The 19780-nt window shown below is 65.6% G+C and carries 16 protein-coding genes; 6 read left to right on the forward strand and 10 right to left on the reverse strand.

Features of this window, described 5'->3' with window-relative positions; all coding sequences use genetic code 11:
• Nucleotides 1-99 precede the first annotated feature (99 nt).
• Nucleotides 100-1113 (forward strand): ornithine cyclodeaminase family protein, encoded by a 1014-nt coding sequence (locus ACO2Q5_RS13970; protein WP_423292048.1) that lies wholly within the window; start codon nt 100-102, stop codon nt 1111-1113.
• Nucleotides 1110-2258, forward strand: a complete 1149-nt coding sequence (locus ACO2Q5_RS13975; RefSeq protein WP_423292050.1) for an aminotransferase class V-fold PLP-dependent enzyme — start codon at nt 1110-1112, stop codon at nt 2256-2258. Before ACO2Q5_RS13970 ends, ACO2Q5_RS13975 begins: the two co-directional genes overlap by 4 nt.
• 17 nt (nt 2259-2275) lie before the next feature.
• Here ACO2Q5_RS13975 and ACO2Q5_RS13980 read toward each other — a convergent pair whose 3' ends face one another.
• The 7 genes from ACO2Q5_RS13980 to ACO2Q5_RS14010 all read right to left on the reverse strand — a co-directional run bounded on the left by ACO2Q5_RS13980 (nt 2276) and on the right by ACO2Q5_RS14010 (nt 10859).
• Nucleotides 2276-3241: a LysR substrate-binding domain-containing protein gene (locus tag ACO2Q5_RS13980; RefSeq protein WP_423292052.1), complete on the reverse strand. Its 966-nt coding sequence runs from the start codon at nt 3239-3241 to the stop codon at nt 2276-2278.
• Nucleotides 3242-3397: 156 nt separating this feature from the next.
• Complete coding sequence (locus tag ACO2Q5_RS13985; RefSeq protein WP_423292054.1) at nt 3398-4918, reverse strand: carboxylesterase/lipase family protein; 1521 nt, start codon at nt 4916-4918, stop codon at nt 3398-3400.
• A gap of 9 nt (nt 4919-4927) precedes the next feature.
• Nucleotides 4928-5779 (reverse strand): enolase C-terminal domain-like protein, encoded by an 852-nt coding sequence (locus ACO2Q5_RS13990; protein WP_423292056.1) that lies wholly within the window; start codon nt 5777-5779, stop codon nt 4928-4930.
• A 938-nt stretch (nt 5780-6717) separates the two neighbouring features.
• Nucleotides 6718-8223 carry a tripartite tricarboxylate transporter permease gene (locus ACO2Q5_RS13995; RefSeq protein WP_423292058.1) on the reverse strand — a complete coding sequence of 502 codons (1506 nt, stop codon included), beginning with the start codon at nt 8221-8223 and terminating at the stop codon, nt 6718-6720.
• Nucleotide 8224: 1 nt separating this feature from the next.
• Complete coding sequence (locus tag ACO2Q5_RS14000) at nt 8225-8740, reverse strand: tripartite tricarboxylate transporter TctB family protein (protein WP_423292060.1); 516 nt, start codon at nt 8738-8740, stop codon at nt 8225-8227.
• Between the two features lie 5 nt (nt 8741-8745).
• The gene (locus ACO2Q5_RS14005; protein ID WP_423292062.1) at nt 8746-9717 is read right to left on the reverse strand and encodes a Bug family tripartite tricarboxylate transporter substrate binding protein; all 972 of its coding nucleotides are present in this window, start codon (nt 9715-9717) and stop codon (nt 8746-8748) included.
• A 68-nt stretch (nt 9718-9785) separates the two neighbouring features.
• Entirely contained in the window at nt 9786-10859 is a 1074-nt protein-coding gene (locus ACO2Q5_RS14010; protein ID WP_423292064.1) for a 4-oxalomesaconate tautomerase, read from the reverse strand.
• A 118-nt stretch (nt 10860-10977) separates the two neighbouring features.
• Between ACO2Q5_RS14010 and ACO2Q5_RS14015 the strand changes: the two genes are divergently transcribed.
• Nucleotides 10978-11892 (forward strand): LysR family transcriptional regulator, encoded by a 915-nt coding sequence (locus tag ACO2Q5_RS14015; RefSeq protein ID WP_423292066.1) that lies wholly within the window; start codon nt 10978-10980, stop codon nt 11890-11892.
• 408 nt (nt 11893-12300) lie between these two features.
• On the opposite strand, the gene ACO2Q5_RS14020 is transcribed toward ACO2Q5_RS14015, so the two are convergent.
• Nucleotides 12301-12972: a GntR family transcriptional regulator gene (locus ACO2Q5_RS14020; RefSeq protein ID WP_423292068.1), complete on the reverse strand. Its 672-nt coding sequence runs from the start codon at nt 12970-12972 to the stop codon at nt 12301-12303.
• 191 nt (nt 12973-13163) lie between these two features.
• Here ACO2Q5_RS14020 and ACO2Q5_RS14025 point away from each other — a divergent pair, with 191 nt between their 5' ends.
• From ACO2Q5_RS14025 to ACO2Q5_RS14035, 3 genes are read left to right on the forward strand one after another with little or no spacing between them, the layout of a single operon-like run.
• A complete protein-coding gene (locus ACO2Q5_RS14025; protein WP_423292070.1) occupies nt 13164-14546 on the forward strand; it encodes an SLC13 family permease in 1383 nt (460 codons plus the stop codon).
• Between the two features lie 34 nt (nt 14547-14580).
• Nucleotides 14581-15951 carry a malonyl-CoA decarboxylase gene (locus ACO2Q5_RS14030; RefSeq protein ID WP_423292072.1) on the forward strand — a complete coding sequence of 457 codons (1371 nt, stop codon included), beginning with the start codon at nt 14581-14583 and terminating at the stop codon, nt 15949-15951.
• 24 nt (nt 15952-15975) lie between these two features.
• Nucleotides 15976-17490 carry a malonate--CoA ligase gene (locus tag ACO2Q5_RS14035; RefSeq protein WP_423292074.1) on the forward strand — a complete coding sequence of 505 codons (1515 nt, stop codon included), beginning with the start codon at nt 15976-15978 and terminating at the stop codon, nt 17488-17490.
• Between the two features lie 421 nt (nt 17491-17911).
• Here the strand turns inward: ACO2Q5_RS14035 and ACO2Q5_RS14040 are convergent, their stop codons facing one another.
• The gene (locus ACO2Q5_RS14040) at nt 17912-18358 is read right to left on the reverse strand and encodes a MarR family winged helix-turn-helix transcriptional regulator (RefSeq protein WP_423292076.1); all 447 of its coding nucleotides are present in this window, start codon (nt 18356-18358) and stop codon (nt 17912-17914) included.
• A 119-nt stretch (nt 18359-18477) separates the two neighbouring features.
• Nucleotides 18478-19776, reverse strand: coding sequence for an NAD(P)/FAD-dependent oxidoreductase (locus tag ACO2Q5_RS14045; protein WP_423292078.1), 1299 nt, complete (start codon nt 19774-19776; stop codon nt 18478-18480).
• Between the last annotated feature and the right edge of the window lie 4 nt (nt 19777-19780).

Genomic DNA, 19780 nt, shown 5'->3' on the forward strand with positions numbered 1-19780 from the left:
CGCTGCTGCCGCTGTCAGGTTATCAATTTTGCCCCCCGCGGCATGGGGCGGCGATGCTAGCCTTTTCAAGGACCAAGCCCGATAGCGACAGGACCGACGATGCCGCAGACGCAAGCCGAGCTCTCACCCTTCCTGCTTCTGGATCGGAAGGTGATCGAGCGGTTGATGAGCCTTGACGCCGCCTTCGCCTGCGCCGAGGCGGCGCTGCGAAAAACCTCGAACGGGGTCGCGCGGCAGGATGTCCGGCGCACGTTGCCCCTGCCGGGGGCGGCGGGCAGTTGCCTGTCGATGATGTATGCCGATCTGGCCGACCAGCCGCTGTTCGGCGCCAAGGTCCTGTCGGTCTTCCCCGACAATTTCGCCCATGGCCATGGATCGCATCGCGGCGTGGTCGTTCTGTTCGAAAAGACCCACGGCCGCCCTGTCGGGCTGATCGACGGGGGAGAGTTGACGGGCTGGCGGACGGCCGCCGCCTCGGCCGTGGCGACGCGCGCCCTGTCGCGGCCCGACAGCAGCACCATGACGCTGTTGGGCTATGGCGAGCAGGCCCGGCGCCACATCGCCACCATCTCGCGCATCCGCCCGATCCGGAAGCTGCGGATCTGGGGGCGTGACCTGGCCACGGCCCGGGCCTTCGCCGAAAAACAACGTGCGGCGGGCTATGATGCACAGGCCTTTGCCACGGCGGCAGAAGCCGTCGCGGGGGCCGATATCCTGTGCACGGTCACCTCCTCGGCCACGCCGGTCCTGTCGGGGGACTGGCTGCCCGCGGGCATTCATGTCAACGCCGTGGGGGCGAGCGTGCCCTCCTGCCGCGAGCTGGACCTGGCCTGCGTCCAGCGCGCCTCGATCTGGGTGGATTACATGCCCATGGCGCTGACCGCCGCAGGTGAGCTGGTTGAGGCCATCGCCACCGGCGCCATCACCCAGACCCATCTGCGTGGCGAGATCGGGGCGGCACTGGAAGGCAGCGCGCCGGGCCGCCAAAGCAGCGAAGAGATCACCCTCTACCGCTCGCTGGGGGTACCGGCGCAGGACATCGAACTGGCCAATTTCCTTTATGCCACCGCCCGCCAGCAGGGCCTTGGCCAAAGCGTGGAGTTTCCGCTATGACCCCCAGCCTTCCCTGCCAGCGCGCCCTGTTCGCCCTGCCGCCCGAGGTGGCCTATCTGGATGCCGCCTATCTGTCGCCGATCCCTCTGGCCGCCGCCGAGGCCGGGGCGCAGGCCGCCTGGATCAAGGCGCGTCCCTGGGAGATGACCATCGGCGCCTTTTATGACGAGGTCGAAGAGGTGCGGAGGCTGGCCGCCGCGATGATCGGGGCTGATGCAGAAGACATCGCCCTGACCGCGGCGACCAGCTATGGCATGTCCATCGCCGCCGCGAATGTGCCGGTGCCTGCGGGTTCTGCCATCGTGATGATGGAGAACGAACATACCTCACACCGCTACGTCTGGTACGAACTGGCCGAGAAGGCCGGTGCCCATGTCGTGGTGGCGCCGAAGCCGGTCGATGGCGACTGGACGGCGGCGCTGATCGCGGCGATCCAATCCTCGCCCTTCCCGGTTGCTGTCGTAGCAGGGTCTTTGGTCCACTGGTTCGAGGGCATCTTGCTGGACCTTGAAGCGGTCGCCGAAGCCGCGCGGGCCGCTGGGGCCTGCCTCGTGGTCGATGGCACCCAATGGGTGGGGGCGCTGCCCTTCGATGTAACGCGGGTGCGGCCTGATTTTCTGGCCTTCGCGACCTATAAATTCCTGCTGGGACCCTACCGGCAGGCCTTCCTTTACGCCGACAAGCGCTGGCACGAGGCGGGCGTCACGCTGGAGCATCATTCGTGGAACCGCATCGGCGGTGAAAAGCCGGATTTTTACCTTGTCAACAAGCCCGGCTTCATGGCGGGGGCCCGGCGCTTCGATATGGGCCAGAGGTCCGACTTCGCCACGCTGCCCGCCACGATTGCCGCGCTGAAACTTCTGCTGGGCTGGGGGCTCCCGGCGGTGGCCCAGCGGCTGGATTGGCTGAACCGCCTGATCTGGGACAGGGCCGAGGGGCGCGGGCTTGCCGTCCGGCCCGCGAACCCCATCCCGCATATCGCGATCCTTGAGATGGGGGAGCGTCTGGCCCCCGATGCCGGGCCGCGGCTGAAGGTTGCGGGCGTGCATGTCACCCTGCGCGGCACGAAGATGCGCGTCTCGCCCCATGTCTACAATGACGAGGCCGATATCGACCGTCTGTTTGACAATCTTGCCCTGCGCTAGTTGCTTGGCGGCGGCGTTCAGGCCGCCATCAGCCCTTCGATCCCCTCATCCACCTCGCGCATATAGGCGCGGGCGCTGTGGATCAGGAAATCGTGGAACGCGTCCGAGGCGGTCGAGGCGATGATGCCCCAAGGCCGGTAGACGCTGAGCTTCAGGTCCAGCACCGGCTGGAAGCGGCGGATGACCACGCCCTTGTCGCGGGCCATCCAGGCCGAAAGCCGGTCCACCAGCGCCACGCCAGCGCCCGCCGCGACAAGACTGAGGCAGGCGCTGGACAGGGCCACCTCGACCTTTTGTTGCCGGCGCACGCCCCGTGCCTCGCACAGCGCATCCAGCTGGCGCCGCATCGGATCGCCCGAGCCCATCGAGACGAAATCCATCCCGTGCAGATCTTCGGGCGTGACGATGTCGCGCCGCGCAAGCGGGTGGCCGGCCGGCATCACGCAGACCGGCTCGGTGTTGATCAGCGCCCGCCGCGCGACCGAGGGCACCTCTTCTGCCACTGTCGCCGCAATGCCGATGTCCAGCTGGTTGCGGCTGGCGCGCTGGATCACGGTGCTGGAACTGCGGATATCCATTGCGATCGACACGGTCGGATGCTGACGGGCGAACTCTGCCACCAGCTGGGGAAGCAGCGTCAGGCCGAAGGCGGGCAGGGCGCTGATGTTCAGCCGCCCGCTGCGCAATTCGCGGATTTCCTGCGCCGCGCGGCTGATGGCGCGGGCGGATTCGAACACCCGCTGCACCTCGGCGAACAGCATATGCGCCTCTGGCGTCGGCACCAGACGCTGGCGGCTTTTGCGGAACAGCTGGAACCCCGCCTTTTCGGCCAGCAGCTGCAGCGTCTTGCTGACCGCCGGCTGGGTCACGTCCAGGGCATCGGCGGCCTTGGTCGTCGTGCCATGCAGCATGACAGAGGCGAAAAACTCGATCTCTCGCGGCGTGAACTCGACCGCGCCCGATTTGAGTGTCTTGTCGTCCATGTCTGTCGCGTCCGAGAACGGCCCGGACTGGGCCGGGGAAACTTGCGGGATGGATGCAAGAATACGGGGCCGTGCCGGGGTGTTGCAACGTGAAATCGGCATAAGTTCATTCCCCCAGATTATAATGCACAGAAAGTGGGCAGCCCCGGTCGCGGGTCAGTCCCGGGCCAGTGTGGCCATGGATTGGCCATATCGGTAGAAAGGCAGGTCTGAGAGCAGCGCCCGCGGTCCATCGGCCGGGTCGCGGTCCAGATGCGGGGCATCGTTCAGATGCATCGTCCAGCGATCAGCCGCATCATAGGGGTGCCAGTCCGGAGTCAGTATCGTTTGCGGACGGCCGGTCCGGGCGAAGGCGGCCCAGCTGGCCATCATCAACCGCTCCATGCGGGGCGACCCTTTGCCGACGCAGGCGGCTGCGGCTGCGGTGCTCCCGAACAGGAACGGCAGTTCAACGGTATGCGGTCCGCGCATCCGCCCGCCCTCGACCGGGCTTTCCCAATCGAATTGCCAGACAAAGACCGGCGCGCGTGCCGAAGCCGATTGCAGCGCGGCAACCGCATGGGCCGGCCGTTTGAACATCTGTTCCGACGCGGCCAAGATCAGGAGATCCGAAGGGGAGAGACCCGGCGTTGCGGCGCGACAGGCATCAAGGATCATAGCCACCCGCCGCGGCGGCAGGTCCAGAAACCGCTCCAGCCTGCGCCGGGCCGTCGCGATGTCCATGGTGAAATTCGCCGGATCGTCGCGCAGATAATAGCTGCATTCGGTATTCGTGCAGCCGATCAGCAGCGGGATACCGGCAGCCTGCGCAGGGGCCTGGCCATCGAAGGGATGGGTGCTCAGGTGCCGTCCGTCAAGCATCGCCCGTGCCGGTGGCGCCTTGGCCGAGGCGGCGATCAGGCGCTCCATGGGAAGGGATTGAAGCGTGACGGGGTCCAGCCGGTCCATCCCCAGTGCCGCGCCCAGGCCCCGGGCGACCAATGCCGCCTCATCCGGTTCCGCCACTGTCAAGGCGCTTCCGATGCTGTGCAGGGCGGCGCGGTGGAACAGGCCCCGCGCGGCAGGCATGGCCATCAGCGCCGCCACCTTGGCCCCGCCGCCGGACTGGCCGATCAGGGTGACGCAACCGGGGTCTCCGCCGAAGGCAGCGATATTGTCCCGCAGCCATTCCAGGGCCAGCACGATGTCCAGAAGCCCGGCATTGCCCGAATCCGCGAATTGCGGCTGGTCAGGAAAAGCAAGATGACCGAAGACGCCAAGGCGATGGTTCAGCGTGACGACAACCACATCCTCATGCGCCGCCAGCCTGCTGCCGTCGAAGCCGGGGGCCGTGCCGCTGTAACTGGTCCAGCCGCCGCCATGCAGCCAGACCAGCACGGGCCGCTTGCCGGTCAGGGCGGGCGTGTAGAGGTTCAGGAACAGGCAATCCTCCGACACCGCGCCGATCGCCGAATACCAGGCGAAGAACGGGTCCGTGTTCTGGGGCACCTTCGCCTGCGGGGCTGAGGGTCCGGGGCTGACGGCCTGATACAGCCCGGCCCGGGGCCGCGCCGCCTGCGGGGCGTGGAACCGGCGAAACCCACCGGTATCCTCACCATAACGCAGGCACAGAAAGCGCCAGACCCCGCCGACCCGCTGCCCGGCCACCCGCCCGCCCGTGGTTTCGACCCCGCGCACCCGGCCCGCCTAACGGATCATGCCGAATGAGCCCTGCGCCATGGCCGCGACGTGATCGGCATCGACCTCCAGACCCATGCCGGGCCGGTCGGGCAGGGTGATCACGGCCTTGTCGATCAGCGTGGAGAAATCCGTCGGATCCTCGGCCAGGCGCAGGGTGGACATGAAGGCATGGCCGAAATCGAAGAGGTTGCGGATCGTCGCGGCATGCTGGAATGACGCCATCTGCGTGATGCCAAATTCATGCATCGAGTTCATGTAGCATTGGATCCCGAAGCCCTCGGCCAGGGCGGCGATCTTCTGTGCCCGCAGCGGCCCGCCGTTCTTGCTGGATTTCAGGCTGAAGACGCGCGCCGCGCCTGCCTGCGCCAGTTGCGCAGCCTGTGTCAGGCCGATCACCGCCTCATCGGCCGAGATCGGCACAGCGCTTTCGGCGGCCAGCGCCGCCATGCCCGCGATGTCATCGCGAACCAGCGGCTGTTCGATGAATTCAAGGCTTGATCCCGCCACCCCGCGCAGGAAGGTCAGGGCATCCTCGTGTCCCCAACCCTGATTGGCATCGGCAATCAGGCGGATGCTGCGCCCGTAGCGTTTTTCCAGTGCGGTGACCCGGGCGATATCCTCTGCCACGGGGGCAGAGCCCATCTTCAGCATGAAATGCGAAAACCCCTGCGCGGCGCGGGTGTCGATCACCTGCATATCCTCATCGGCGGTGCCGCTGCTCAGCGGCCAGAGCACCGCGATCTGCCGGCGCAACGCCCCGCCCAGAAGGGTTGAGACCGGGGCGCCCAGCCGTTTGCCCAGAATGTCCCACAGCGCCATGCTGACCGCGCCCTTGGCGCAGAACTGCCGGTCGAGCACCGCATCCAGCTGCGCATCAACCAGCCCCGGATCGGGATCTGGCGTGGCAAGAACTGCGGGCAGATCTGCCCGCGCAAGGCCTCCACCGCATCCTCGATGGATTCGCCGGTGAAAGTCTTGGATGGGTTTGCCTCGCCCCAGCCCTCGACCCCCTCTGAATCGGTCAGCCGCAGCATGATCGCCCGGGTGCTGACCAGCAGCCCTTCGGTCACCCGATAGGGGGTCACAAAATCCGCCTGTATGACAAAGACGTCGGCGCGCTGGATCGGGGCCATCCTGCGGGTTGCACGATCCTCATGCCCCGGATCCATTGGCCCTCCGATAGGGTCGTGCTGCATGCTGTGTCCTTGCCGTCGATGGATGCGCGTCAAACGGGGCCCGCCGAACCCAGCTTTTGCAGCGCCGTTGCCTCGGCCGAAGATTAATATGATCGGCACCGCGCGAGGCGGCGAAGTTCATAATCTGGCCGGGGGCTCTTGTGCCGGGTTTTACTAAAGGTGCGGTCCAAACGTCGCGACGGAAGCGGGTCATCGGTTCTGAATGCCCCAAACCCTCTGCAGCCTTGGGCGCTTTTTCCCGGGTTCAAAGTTGCGGTGCCGCCACGCGGAAGGGCGCTGCATCAGCCTGGCCTTCTTGGCGGCGTATCAGGTGGGATTGAAACGGGCGGCCGCGGCCTCGTTGCAATCCCGGGGGGCTGGCAGGCGCGAGTTGCGCCACCGCCGCGCCCCGATCCGTCACAGGCTGGACGGCCTTGGCCTTGACCGCGCGGCTGAACTTCCGTCGCGCCCTGTCCGCGGACCAGCGCCTTGGTCACGATCATGTCTTCGCGTCCCCGAAACAGGGCAGATCAAAATGCGAACGCGCCGGCCAGTGCGTGCCATCGGCTGAAAATGCAAAGGCCCCGCTGTTGCGGGGCCTCTTTGGTGGTTTCGGATGTCTCAGGCATCCTTGAACACGTCATCCCGGGATTTGCGGATCGTCGGCAGGACTGCGATCAGCAGGGCAAAGGCACCGATCCCCAGCAATGCGGCGGACAGCGGCGAACTGACGAAGGTCATCATGCTGCCGTCCGAGATGATCAGCGCCTGCCGCAGCTTTTCTTCCAGAAGGCGGCCCAGCACGAAGCCAAGCGCCAGCGGGGCGGCCTCGAACTGCAGCTTCCAGAGCGCAAAGCCCAACAGTCCCATCAGCCCCGCCATCATCACCTGCGCCGGATCGTTCGAGATCGAGAACAGGCCGATGCAGCAGAAGGCGACGATGGCCGGGAACAGCAGGCGATAGGGTACCTGCAGCAGCTTTACCCACAGGCCGATCAGCGGCAGGTTGATGATGACCAGCATCAGGTTGCCGATCCACATGCTGGCGATCAGGCCCCAGAACAGTTCCGGGTTGCGCTCGATCACCTGCGGGCCGGGGACGATGCCCTGGATCATCATGGCACCGACCATCAGCGCCATCACGGCATTGGGCGGCAGGCCCAGCGTCAGCAGCGGAATGAAGCTGGTCTGCGCGCCGGCATTGTTTGCGGATTCCGGCCCGGCCACCGCCTGCGGCACCCCGGTGCCGAAATCCTGCGGCCGCTTCGAGATCCGCTTTTCCATCGCATAGCTGGCAAAGGGGCCGAGGATTGCGCCGTTGCCGGGCAGCACCCCGAGGATCGACCCCACGCCGGTGCCGCGCAGGATGGCCCCCATGTTTTCGCGCAACTCCCGCAGCGAGGGCCAGAGCCGCCCGATGGAGCCGCGCACCACATCGCGCTTTTCCGGATCGGCGATGTTCTTGAAGATCTCGCCAAAGCCGAAGATGCCCATGGCCAGCACGACGAATTCGATCCCGTCGGTCAGCATGTGCAGGCCGAAGGTCATCCGCTCGCGCCCGGTTTCCATGTCGGCGCCGACGCAGGACAGCAGGACCCCGGCGATGATCATCGCCACGGCCTTGGTCAGCGAGCCATGGGCAAGGACCACGGCGAAGACCAGCCCCATGATCATCAGCGAGAAATACTCCGCCGGACCGAAGAGCAGCCCCAGTTTCGTCATCGGCACGCCAAGCGCCGCGATCACGATGGTGGCGAAGGTGCCCGCGATGAAGGACCCGATGGCCGCTAGCCCGAGAGCCAGCCCCGCCTGTCCCTTCCGGGCCATCTCATGCCCGTCGATCGCGGTGACGACGGCCGTCGCCTCGCCCGGGATATTGACCAGAATGGCGGTGGTGGAGCCGCCGTATTGAGCCCCGTAGTAGATGCCCGCCAGCATGATCAGCGCGCCGGTCGGGTCCAGCGCCAGCGTGACCGGCAGCAGGATCGAGATGGTCGCCACCGGGCCGACGCCGGGCAGCACGCCCACCAGCGTGCCGATCAGGCAGCCGACGAAACAGAAGAAGATATTGTTGAGCGTCAGGGCAACGGCGAAGCCAAGCCCCAGATTCTGAAGGATATCCAGCATATCAGTATCCGATCAGCCATGGCGCGACGGGCAGGGACAGCCCCAGCGCGTAACGGAACAGTCCGACGCAGATTGCAGACAGGACCAGGGCGAAGATCAAAAGCTCGATCAGGCGCGCATCCTTGGCGGCCAGACCGGAACAGAAAATCGACAGGGGCGTCGCGACGGCAAGCCCCAGCACCGGCACCTTGAACGCCCCGAAATCGAAGCCCCGTATGGTGATGGCAAACAGGAAGATGCCGATCAGCACGGGCACCATGTCAAGGATGGGCCAGCGCCCGGTGGATTCCGGCGGCTGCTTCCACGTCAGCAGAAGCTGCAGGCCGCCGAGCAGGATGATCAGGACCGACAGCGACCGCGGCAACAGGCCCGAGCCAACCCCTCCCGCAGTGAAGAAGGGCAGCTCGGCGCTGGCATAGAGGGCGAAGAACCCGAAGGCCACAAGGCACATCCCGGCCATCCGTTCTCGGCCGATGATGGGTTTTGGCGGCGGGCTGGATGTTGCCTCGTGGGTCATCTGGATCACTCCACCTTGATGTCGGCGGCTTTGACCACATCGCCCCAGCGAAGGCGCTCGGCGGCCATGAAATCGGCAAAGGCTTGCCCGGTCAGGGTCGAGGGCACGCCGCCGTCATTCTTCAGCTTGGCGACAAACTCCGGATCGGCCAGGGTTTCCGCGGTGGCGGCTGCCAGCTTGTCGCGCACATCCTGCGGCAGTCCCTTCGGCCCGAGGAGGCCATACCATGCCGAAGCGGTATAGGCGGGAAGGCCGGATTCTGCGACCGTCGGAACCTCGGGCAGTTCGGGGAAGCGTTCGGCCCCGGTTACGGCAAGTGCGGTCAGCGTGCCATCGCTGACCAGTCCGATCACCGACGGGATCGTGGTGACCATGAAGTCGATGTGACCGCCCACCAGATCGTTCACCGCAGGACCTGCCCCCTTGTAGGGCACATGCTTCAGCTTGATATCCGCGGTCTGGCCCAGAAGCAGGGTCGCCACATGGCTGGCCGAGGCATTGCCGGCAGAGCCATAGACCAGCTCGCCCGCTTTGGCCTTTTCCAGAAATTCACCCATGGTTTTGACCGGCAGACGGGGGCCGACCACAACAACCAGCGACGCATCCGCGATCATGGCGATCGGGTCCAGCGCTTCGGCCGGGTCATATTTCAGGTTGAAGATATGCGGGTTCACCACCATCGGGCCCTGATTGCCGACCAGAAGCGTATAGCCATCGGGGTCCGCAGCGGCGACAACTTCGGTGCCGATATTGGCCGCGGCGCCGGGCCGGTTCTCGACGATGACCCGACCGTTCAGCGCCTTTTCCAGCCGTGCGGCAAAGACTCGGGCGATGGCATCCGTGCCGCCGCCGGCAGCATAGGACACGACCAGTGTGACGGGTTTGGACGGGTAGTCCTGCGCGACAGCGGGCAGCCCCGGCAGCGTCAGCGCAGCGGCGCCCAATGCCATCATGGCACGGCGATTCAGTTTCAGCATGGTTGTTCCTCCCTCGGTGATACCATTCAGGCTTGCGCGCGCCGGTCCAGTGTCCTGCGCGGGCTTCTTCAATTTCTTCTGCGCACCAGAACCGCCCCTTCGAACAATCTGCGGCAGGTGCGGGTCACGAAGACCACGGGCTCGCCCGTGGCGGCGTTGCGATCAATCCGCACGGCCATCTGGCCGGAGGGATGCTCAAGGCGCAGATCTGCGGGCAATGTCAGGCCGGGCAGCGAAATGCCGACGATGCTGTCCGGCAGGGTGGCTGCTATGGCGACCGAAACCGCACCGGTCGTGGCCAGTGACGTATGGCAGCTGGCTGGCGTGAAATAACGCACCGCCAGATCTCCACCCGCCTGCGGCGTGCCGATCAATACGGGCTTCGGCAGCACGGATTCGCGCACATCGCCCAGCCCCATGCGCAGCCCGGCCTCGATGCGCAGCGCTTCCAGCCGGGTCATGAAGTCAAGGTTGCGATCCAGCTCCCATGCCGCTTCGGACCCGGTCAGGCCAAAGGTCTCGGCCCGGGCAATCATGATCGGCGTCGCCCCGTCTATCAGGGACACGGGGACGCCCTGGATGACCTCCTGCGGGGCTCCCGACGGCAACAGGCGGCCCGTTTTGGCCCCGATCGCTTCCAGAAAGGCCAGATAGACCGGGGCAGCGGTGCCCGGCACGCCGTCAATGACCGTATCGCCCTGATAGCGCAGCTCTCCCCCGGGGGTCTGCAGGCGCGATTCGATGATCTTACCGGTGTTCACATTGTGGATGCGGATGCGGGTTTCCGGTGCCGCCGCCGTCACCAACCCCTGTTCAATTGCGAAGGCGCCCACTGCCGACAGCATGTTGCCGCAGTTCGGCGCCGTGTCGACAAGGCGTTCTTCAACCTTCACCTGGGCGAAAAGATAGTCGACATCAGCCCCCTCACGCGTTGCCGGACCGATGATGGCCACCTTCGAGCTGAGCGGGTTGCCACCGCCGATGCCGTCGATCTGCAACGGATGGCCCGAGCCCATGATCTCCAGCAGCAGGGCATCCCGCTGCGCCGTATCCGCGGGCAGGTCGCTGCGCAGAAAAAACGGCCCCTTGGACGTGCCGCCCCTCATCAGGACGCACGGTATGCGCTGCAGATCATCCATCATGTCTTCCCTCAGGCGGCGCGGCCGCCGAACGGGCCGCCGCTTGGGCCTGCCCTCTGCCACCGGAATGCCGGGAAAAGACTCTGTTGTGAATTGCAAAGAATGTAGCCATTATTCCGTTATGAGGAATAATTTTGAATTTCTGGACCTGAAAGCTTTTCTGGCTGTTCTGGAACTGTCCTCGTTCCACGAGGCGGCGAAGCTCCTGAACCTGTCACCTCCGGCGCTGTCGCGGCGGATCAAGGCGCTGGAGGAAGCGGTCGGCGCGCAGCTGATCGAACGCACCACCCGGCGGGTGGGGCCGACACAGGTCGGGCGCGAGATGATGCCGCTGATGCGCCGTCTGGTGGATGAATTCGAGGAATCGATCCTGTCGATTTCCGATCTGGGTGGCCGGCACCGCACGCAGGTCCGGCTGGCTTCGGTGCCGACAGCGGCCTTTTACTTCCTGCCGCGCGTGGTGCAGGCCTTTCACGCCAGATACCCGGAAATCCGTTTTCGGATCATGGACTTGTCCGCCAATGAGGGTCTGGATGCCGTCGCCAATGGCGAGGTGGAATTCGGCATCAACATCACCGGGGCGACCCGGGATGACCTGATCTTCACCCCGCTGATGGAGGACCCGTTCGTGCTGGCCTGCCGCCGCGACCACCCCTTTGCCGACCGGACCTCGCTGCCATGGGCTGCGCTGGAAGGGCACCCGCTGATCGGCGTTTCCAAGACATCGGGCAACCGCGCCGTGCTGGATCAGGCCCTGGCCGCCGCCGATACCCGTCCGGCGCTGAACTGGTTCTATGAGGTCAACCACCTGTCCACCTCGCTGGGTCTGGTCGAAGCCGGTCTGGGCATGTCCGTCCTGCCGCAACTGGCGACCCCGCAACGGGAGCATCCGCTGATCGCGACCATCGTGCTGGAAGAACCTGTGGTCACCCGCAGCATCGGGCTGGTCGAACGGCGCGGGGCGCGGCTGTCGCCGGCCGCCGCACGGTTCAGGGATTTGCTGGTCAATGAATGGCGAAGCGCCCAGATGCCATAGGCCGCGGACAACCGCCCCGGTTTGTTGATCAGACGTCCCAGCTGGGGGCGGTCGACGATGGTAACTTTCTGTGGCTCGGGGGTGCGGCTTGCGAAAGCCCGGGTGAGCGGCCACTGACCTTAAACCCGCCCGCGGCGCATTTCCAAGCTTCACGATAGCGCCCCTGGCAATGGCAACGGCCGGACCCGGTTCACCGCGCTGGCAAGGCTGCTCGAAAGGTGCGGCCGCGCTGGTTCCGGAAGCGTTCATCGGCCTGCAATCAGATCCGCTTTGTGGCCAAGGCTTCGCAGGCCAGAACGGTCTCCTGATCAGATCGCGCTGACCTGTGACTTCAGGGCAGCCAAGTGGCGAACAGGTGCTTTTGCCGCGAAGACAACCGGAAGGCGGGCGCTGGGTGTGCCCCGTGCTTCAGTTCCCCATGGCCGTTCCGCCCTGCCGCAGCGCGGACAACAGATCGTGGAACCGGTCCCCTTGGACGATGACATGATCGCGCAGGGCCGCGGCCGCGGCCTCACCGTCTCCGGCGCGGATGGCCGCGACGACCGCATCATGTTCCGTGAAAGAGCGCGACAGGCGACCGCGCACCCGAAGCTGCATCCGGCGGTAGGGTTGCAGCATCGCATGCAGGCGCGCTGCTTCCTGCTCCAGAAAGGCATTGTGGGTGGCGCGGTAGATGCAGTGATGAAACAGCGAATTGTGGCGGTAATAGCCGTCAGTGTCGCCTGCCGCGGCCAAGGCATTGCATTCGCTGTGGATCTTTTCAAATGCCTGCATCTCGGCCTCGGTGATGCGCCGCGCAGCCAGACGGCCGCAGCTGGCTTCGGTTTCGGCCATGGCCTCAAACCTTTCGGCCAGTTCCGCCGCGGTCCAGGAGGAGACGAAAGTGCCGCGCTTGGGCATCACCCGCACAAGGCCCGAGGATTCCAGCTGGAACAGCGCTTCGCGGATCGGCGTGCGCGAACAATCGAACTCGCGTTCCAGCGCCTCGGGGTCGATCTGCTGGCCCGGGGCGTAAATCCCTTCGAAGATTGCGTTTTCAAGGGCGTTCCTGATCCGCAGGGCATTGGGAATCGTGCGCATCGGCCCCTCCTTCCATCGGCAAGTAGCCTAGCGGCTCTGAGATGGAATATCCATGCGGCAGTATGTTATATACATCATGACTGAATATGCGTATAACAGCATTGAGGGATTCGTCCCGCCTGGGGAGGGCGGTGCGATGCGAGGGCCGGAGATAACGGCCAATCGGCGGAATGCAGGGAGAGGAGCCACGCATGACACCACATCTGATTTCAATCTACGCGCTCGTTGCGATGTTCGTTGTCGCAACCATCTGGCCGATCAACATGGGGGTGCTGGCCTTCGTCGGCGCCTTTCTTGTCGGCACGCTGCTGGCGGCGCAGACCACCAAGGACATCATCGCAGGCTTCCCCGGGGGGCTGTTCCTGACGCTGGTGGGCATCACCTGGCTGTTCGCGCTGGCGCAGAACAACGGCACCATCGACTGGCTGGTACGCATGGCCGTGCGCGGCGTGAAGGGGCGCATCGGTGCGATCCCATGGATCATGTTCATCATCTCGGCACTGCTGACCTCGGTCGGCGCGGTCAGCCCCGGGGCCGTGGCCATCGTCGCGCCGATCGCGCTCGGCTTTGCCTTCCGCTACCATATTTCCCCGCTGTTGATGGGTCTCATGGTGGTCCACGGGGCGCAGGCGGGCGGCTTTTCCCCGATCAGCATCTATGGCGGGATCACCAATGGTGTCGTGGCCAAGGCGGGCCTGCCGCTGAGCCCGATGACAACCTTTGCCGCCAGCTTTGCGGTGAACGCGGCCGTGGCGCTGATCCTGTTCATGGTGCTGGGCGGGCGCAAGCTGATGCAGATGCGCATGGAGCGGAGCGAGCCGGTCAAGGTGCCGCATATCGAGATCGCGCGCCCCGCCACCGGCCCGCAGATCTTTGGCGACAGTGAGGCCGAGGCGCTGAGCCGCCGTATTGGCGCAGAGGCCAGCGGCAGCCCGAACGGGCTGGTGGCCGAGGTCGAGGAGGGCAACCATACGGATGGCAACCTCTACCAGCTTTTGACGCTTGCCGCGCTGGCGCTGCTGGCGGTGCTGGTTCTGGCGTTCAAACTGGATATCGGCTTTGTCTCGCTGACCATCGGTCTCGGTCTGGCGCTCTGTGCACCCACGATGCAGAAGCGGGCCATGGCGCAGGTGGCCTGGCCGGAGATCATGCTGATCACTGGCGTGTCCACCTATGTCGCCGTGCTGGAGGGTATGGGCACCATCGACTTTGTCGGCGACAGTGTGGCGGGCATGGCCTCGCCTCTGCTGGCGGCGCTGATGCTGTTCTTCATCGGCGCGGTGGTCTCGGCCTTTGCCTCGTCGACGGCGGTGCTTGGGTCGCTGATCCCGCTGGCGGTGCCCTTTCTTCAGGGCGAAAACGGTGTCAGTGCCATCGGCTTCATTGCCGGCATGGCCGTTGCCTCGACCATCGTGGATGTCAGCCCCTTCTCGACCAACGGCGCGCTGGTGCTGGCCAATGCCCATGGTGTCGACAAGCAGGCCTTCTTCCGCAAGCTCTTGAACTATGGTGCGCTGGTGACGCTGGTCGCGCCCGTCGTGCTGTGGATCATCTTCGTTCTGGTGCCGGGTTGATCCCGGCACCCTCCCGCCCGACCTGAGGTCCGTCATGTCCAAGACCGAACACCCCCCGCGCCGCCCCGGTTTCATGGGCGATCTGTTCGAAAGCCTGACCGAACGCGGCCGCCGCCTGCTGGGCTGGCGCGACGGTTCCGAACCCGGGGCGCTGCCCGCTCCGGATCTGTCGGAACTGGGCGAACGGCTGCTGTCGCGTCGCGGCGAGGCTTCGGGCGTCGTGATCGCCCGGGCGCTGCTGGCGGCCTATGAGGATGCCGATCCGGCGGCGCGGCTGGCCTTGCTGCAGGCGCTTGCCGATGATTTCGGCCCTGATGCGAAGGCGGTGAAAGCCGCCCTCGCCACCTTGCAGAAGGCTCCGGACTCGGCCGAGGCGATGGAGGCCCTGCATGCCGCGGCCGAGCCGCGCAGGCAGGAATTGTTGCGGCGGCTGAATCTGGCGCCGGGCGGTACGGCGGCGCTGGTCAGGATGCGCGAAGACCTGCTGCGCCATCTGCGCGACCAGCCCGGTCTGCGCCGCGTTGACAGCGACTTCGCCCATCTGTTCGGCTCGTGGTTCAACCGCGGCTTTCTGGGGCTGCGCCATATCGACTGGAACACCCCGGCCAGCATTCTGGAAAAGATCATCCGCTATGAGGCGGTCCATGCGATCCGGAACTGGGACGATCTGCGCAACCGGCTGCAGCCGACCGACCGGCGCTGCTATGGCTTTTTCCACCCGCAACTGGTTGATGAGCCTCTGATCTTTGTCGAGGTCGCGCTGACTCGCGCCATCCCCGACAATGTGGCCGGCCTGCTGGATCTGTCACGCAAACCGATCCGTGCCGAAGAGGCGGATACGGCGGTGTTCTATTCCATCTCCAACACCCAGAAGGGGTTGGCGGGCGTCTCGTTCGGCAACTTCCTGATCAAGCAAGTGGTCGAGGAACTGAAGGCCGAATGCCCCAATATCAAGACCTTCGTCACCTTGTCGCCGGTGCCGGGTTTTGCGGCGTGGCTGGCCGTGCAGCGCAAGGATGAGGCGTCCGATCTGATCACCCCCGATCAGCGCCTTGCCTTTGCGGCGTTGGACCGGCCTGGCTGGCATGAGGACGCCGCCACGACCGAGGCGTTGCGCGCGCCGCTGCTGGCCGCCGCCGCCACCTATTTCCTGCGCGCCCGCGACAAGGCGCGGCGGGTGCCTGATCCGGTGGCGCGGTTTCATCTGGGCAATGGCGCCCGGCTGGAGCGGCTGAACTTCATGGGCGATGTCTCGGCCAACGGGCTGAAACAGTCGCACGGGCTGATGGTGAACTATCTCTATGACCTCGGCCAGATCGAGGTGAACCACGAGGGCTTTGCCGAGCGCAGCCATGTCGTGGCCTCGGACAGCGTGAAAGCCGCGCTGCCCGGTCCGAAATCCTGATCTTCCGCTTTGCAGGAGCTTTCCATGACCGCGAACCTGTTCGACATCCTGACCCGTTCGATCACTGATCCGGGCGCCACTGCCATCGAAACCCTGTCCGGAGATCGCATCACCTATGCCGATCTGGTCCGCCGCACCGGTCAGATGGCCAATGCGCTGGCGACCCTTGGCCTTGCCCCGGGGGACCGAGTGGCGGTGCAGGTGGAAAAATCGGTCGAGGCGATCATCCTTTATCTCGCCACGGTGCGGGCGGGCGGGGTCTTCCTGCCGCTGAACACCGGATATACAGCGGCCGAGATCGACTATTTCATCGGCGATGCCGAACCTGCGCTGTTCGTCTGCGATCCTGCCCGTGCCCCGGAGCTGGCGGCGGCCGCGAAGCGGGCAGGGGCGCGGATGATGACGCTGGATGCGCAAGGTTCCGGCACCCTGACCGAGGCCGCCGCTGCCGCGCCCGCCGATTTCGCCACCGTGCCGCGCGCGGCGGACGATCTGGCGGCGCTTCTTTACACCTCGGGCACCACCGGGCGTTCGAAAGGGGCGATGCTGACCCATGGCAATCTGGTGTCCAATGCGCTCGCCCTGCGCGAGGCATGGCGTTACACCGCGCGCGATGTGCTGATCCACGCCCTGCCGATCTTTCACACCCACGGTCTCTTCGTGGCGACAAACATCACGCTGTTTTCCGGCGCCTCGATGGTCTTTCTGCCGAAATTCGACATCGACCGGATTTTTGAACTGATGACCCGCGCCACCGTTCTGATGGGGGTGCCCACCTTCTATACCCGCCTGTTGCAGGACGACATGCTGAATGCGGAAACCACCGCGAACATGCGGCTTTTCGTGTCGGGCTCCGCTCCGCTGCTGGCGGAAACCCATCGTGAATGGCGTGCGCGTACCGGCCATGCGATTCTGGAACGCTATGGCATGACGGAAACCAATATGAACACCTCGAACCCCTATGCGGGAGAGCGGGTGGCGGGCACTGTGGGCCTGCCCCTGCCGGGAACAGAGGTGATCGTGACCGATCCCGAAACCGGCGCGGAACTGCCGCGGGGTGAGATCGGCATGATCGAAGTCCGCGGTCCGAATGTCTTCAAGGGATATTGGCGGATGCCGGAAAAGACCGCGGCCGAGTTGCGGGCCAATGGTTTCTTCATCACCGGCGATCTGGGGCGGATCGACGAGCGGGGCTATGTCCATATCGTCGGGCGCGGCAAGGACCTGATCATCACCGGTGGCTACAACGTCTATCCGAAAGAGGTGGAGGCCGAGATCGACGAGATACCGGGTGTTCTGGAGTCTGCCGTGATCGGCCTGCCGCACAAGGATTTCGGCGAGGCGGTGACGGCGGTGGTGGTGCCGACAGGCAGCGCGGTTCTGACCGAGGCCGCGATCATTCAGGCGCTGGAGACGCGTCTGGCGCGCTTCAAGCAGCCCAAAAGCGTGATCTTTGTCGAGGAACTGCCGCGCAACACCATGGGCAAGGTGCAGAAGAATCTGCTGCGCGACCGCTTTCTTCAGCAGCCCGCGACATAGCGCAGGGGGCAGCCTGTCCGCGTCGGTCCGGCCGGCGCGATCCTGACGCGCGATTGCAAGCCGATTTCCGGCAGAGGAAAGGGGCGACAGTGCAGATTGCCCCGATCAGGGCGGGGCCAATCTGCGCGGTCAATTTCGTCAAGGGCCGTGCCCGGCGGTATCGATTGCCGCGGGACAGCGCCCTCTTCCGGAGCGGTGCCCTCCCCGTACAGGGCCGCAATCCCGACCTCGGCCATCGGCCGGGGATACGGCCCCTTTCGGCCAGAGCTGCCAGCCGATGGCCGAAGGCTTGCAGATCATGCGCCTTGGAGATCACGACACGTGCAGCGAGCAGCTGGAGCTGCCCACCTCAGGTATCGGGTCCGCGCATCGGCGTTGGATGAAACCGGCCCGAACAGTATCTCCTTGAAGGGGCGATGCGTTACAGCTTGCTGAGCTGGCCGAAAACCCGCGCAAGGGTGCGGTTCAAGGCGACCCGTTCCTCCGGGTCGATATCCGCGAAGCTGAGGTCATGGATGGCCTTCGCCTCGGCCAGGGCAAGGGCGCGCAGCCGGTCACCCTTTTCTGTCAGGCAGGCCTCGGTCACCCGGCCGTCGGTCGGGCGGATCCGCGTCGTGACCAGCCCGTCCAGGATCATCCTCTGCACCACCTTGGTCGTGGTGTTCAGCCGCATGGTGGACAGTTCGGCAATTTCCGAGATCGAAAGATAGTCTTCTTCATAAAGCGAGATCAGCACCCGCCAGTTCGGCACGTCGATGCCAAGAGGTTTCAGCCGCCGTTCCAGCGCCTGCACGTAACGGGCGTTGACCCGGCTGATCCAGTAGAAGGGCCAGTGTTCCTTGGCGTGGCGGATGTCGTCGGCGCTCACAGATGGGTCTCCTGCGGGGCGCTGGGCCCGGAAGTTTTGAGCGTCAGGCTAAACCTCCGGGGCGACAGGGTAAAGAGACGGGAACGTAATCATTCACGTTCTTTTCGGGAGCAATCCGCTCAGCCCCGGAACCTGTCCAACCGGTAGGGCGCGGGATCGACGATCGGAGTGTGGCCGCTGATCAGATCGGCGGCCAGATGTCCCGCCGCCGGTCCGGTGCCGAAGCCATGGCCTGAAAAGCCGGTCGCGAGGGTCAGCCCCGGAATCTGTGCGACGGCCGAGATCACCGGATCGGAATCCGGTGTTACATCAATGGTGCCCGCCCAGCTTTGCGCCACCTTCGCGCTCTGAAACACCGGCCAGGCGGCACGCAGATTGCGCAGGGCTTCCGCATTCAGGGCATGGTTCGGCAGGGGATCGGTGATCCGCTCCCGCTCGAACGGGGTGAAATCCGCATTGGTCCAGCGCCGCGGGATGGCCAGATCACGCCAGAACGCCCGGCCGAAGCCGATGCTCATGGCGCCCCGGTTGGCCCGCAATTGGCCAAGGTATCGCAGGCCGATGCGCAGGTGGTCCGGCGTCAGGGGGGCATCCAGCCTTCCGCGCTGCGTGATGGTGAACCCGCCATCCAGCCGCTTGCGGAACGAGAAATCGGGCGCGCCCACGGCAATCTCGGTCGGCCCCTCCATCGGGGCGGTGCGCAGGACGGAACAGACCAGCGGCAGGGTGGGCAGGAACACGCCCAGATTGCCCAGAAACCGGCGGCTCCCCAGCCCGCCTGCCAGCAGCACCTGATCGCAGGCGATCTCGCCCCGTTCGGTTGCGACCCCCGCGACCTTGCCATTCGCCATGACCAGGCCGCGCACGGCGCAATGTTCCACGATCACAGCTCCGCGGGCGAGGGCCGCACGGGCAATGGCGGAACTGGCCAGTGTCGGCTCCGCCCTCCCGTCCGAAGGCATGAGGATGCCGCCCTGCCACCGGCCCTGACCGCCGGGGACCAGCCTGTCAATCTCGGCCGGAGACAAGAGGCGCGCGCCGAGGTCCAGAGGGGCCACCTTTGCCGCCCAGCCTTCGTAAAAGGCCATCTGCGCCTCGGTCCGGGCCACGAACATGATCCCCGCCTGCCGGTAGCCGCCATCCTCGCCCGTGCGGGCGGGCATTTCGGCCCACAGCCGGTCTGCGGCCTGCGCCAGCGGCACATCGGCGGGCGCGCGGCTGGTCTTGCGGATCCAGCCCAGATTGCGCGAGCTTTGTTCCGCCGCGATCCGCCCCTTGTCCAGAACCACCACGGGAATGCCGCGCTCGGCCAGCGTCAGGGCGGCGGACAGGCCCACGATCCCGGCGCCGATCACCACCACGGTTGTGGCGGCAGGCGGGTCGGCAGAGGTCTGGACGGGAGAGATCACGGGCGCCACGTCG

This window comes from Neotabrizicola sp. VNH66 (assembly GCF_049445895.1).
GTDB lineage: Bacteria > Pseudomonadota > Alphaproteobacteria > Rhodobacterales > Rhodobacteraceae > Pseudogemmobacter.

Coding starts and splice junctions, on each gene's coding strand:
- ACO2Q5_RS13970 (WP_423292048.1), top strand. CDS start 100: ATGCCGCAGACGCAAGCCGAGCTCTCACCCTTCCTGCTTCTGGATCGG.
- ACO2Q5_RS14015 (WP_423292066.1), top strand. CDS start 10,978: ATGAGGAATAATTTTGAATTTCTGGACCTGAAAGCTTTTCTGGCTGTT.
- ACO2Q5_RS13980 (WP_423292052.1), bottom strand. CDS start 3,241: ATGGACGACAAGACACTCAAATCGGGCGCGGTCGAGTTCACGCCGCGA.
- ACO2Q5_RS13995 (WP_423292058.1), bottom strand. CDS start 8,223: ATGCTGGATATCCTTCAGAATCTGGGGCTTGGCTTCGCCGTTGCCCTG.
- ACO2Q5_RS14010 (WP_423292064.1), bottom strand. CDS start 10,859: ATGATGGATGATCTGCAGCGCATACCGTGCGTCCTGATGAGGGGCGGC.
- ACO2Q5_RS14005 (WP_423292062.1), bottom strand. CDS start 9,717: ATGCTGAAACTGAATCGCCGTGCCATGATGGCATTGGGCGCCGCTGCG.
- ACO2Q5_RS14000 (WP_423292060.1), bottom strand. CDS start 8,740: ATGACCCACGAGGCAACATCCAGCCCGCCGCCAAAACCCATCATCGGC.
- ACO2Q5_RS13975 (WP_423292050.1), top strand. CDS start 1,110: ATGACCCCCAGCCTTCCCTGCCAGCGCGCCCTGTTCGCCCTGCCGCCC.
- ACO2Q5_RS14030 (WP_423292072.1), top strand. CDS start 14,581: ATGTCCAAGACCGAACACCCCCCGCGCCGCCCCGGTTTCATGGGCGAT.
- ACO2Q5_RS14035 (WP_423292074.1), top strand. CDS start 15,976: ATGACCGCGAACCTGTTCGACATCCTGACCCGTTCGATCACTGATCCG.
- ACO2Q5_RS14025 (WP_423292070.1), top strand. CDS start 13,164: ATGACACCACATCTGATTTCAATCTACGCGCTCGTTGCGATGTTCGTT.
- ACO2Q5_RS14020 (WP_423292068.1), bottom strand. CDS start 12,972: ATGCGCACGATTCCCAATGCCCTGCGGATCAGGAACGCCCTTGAAAAC.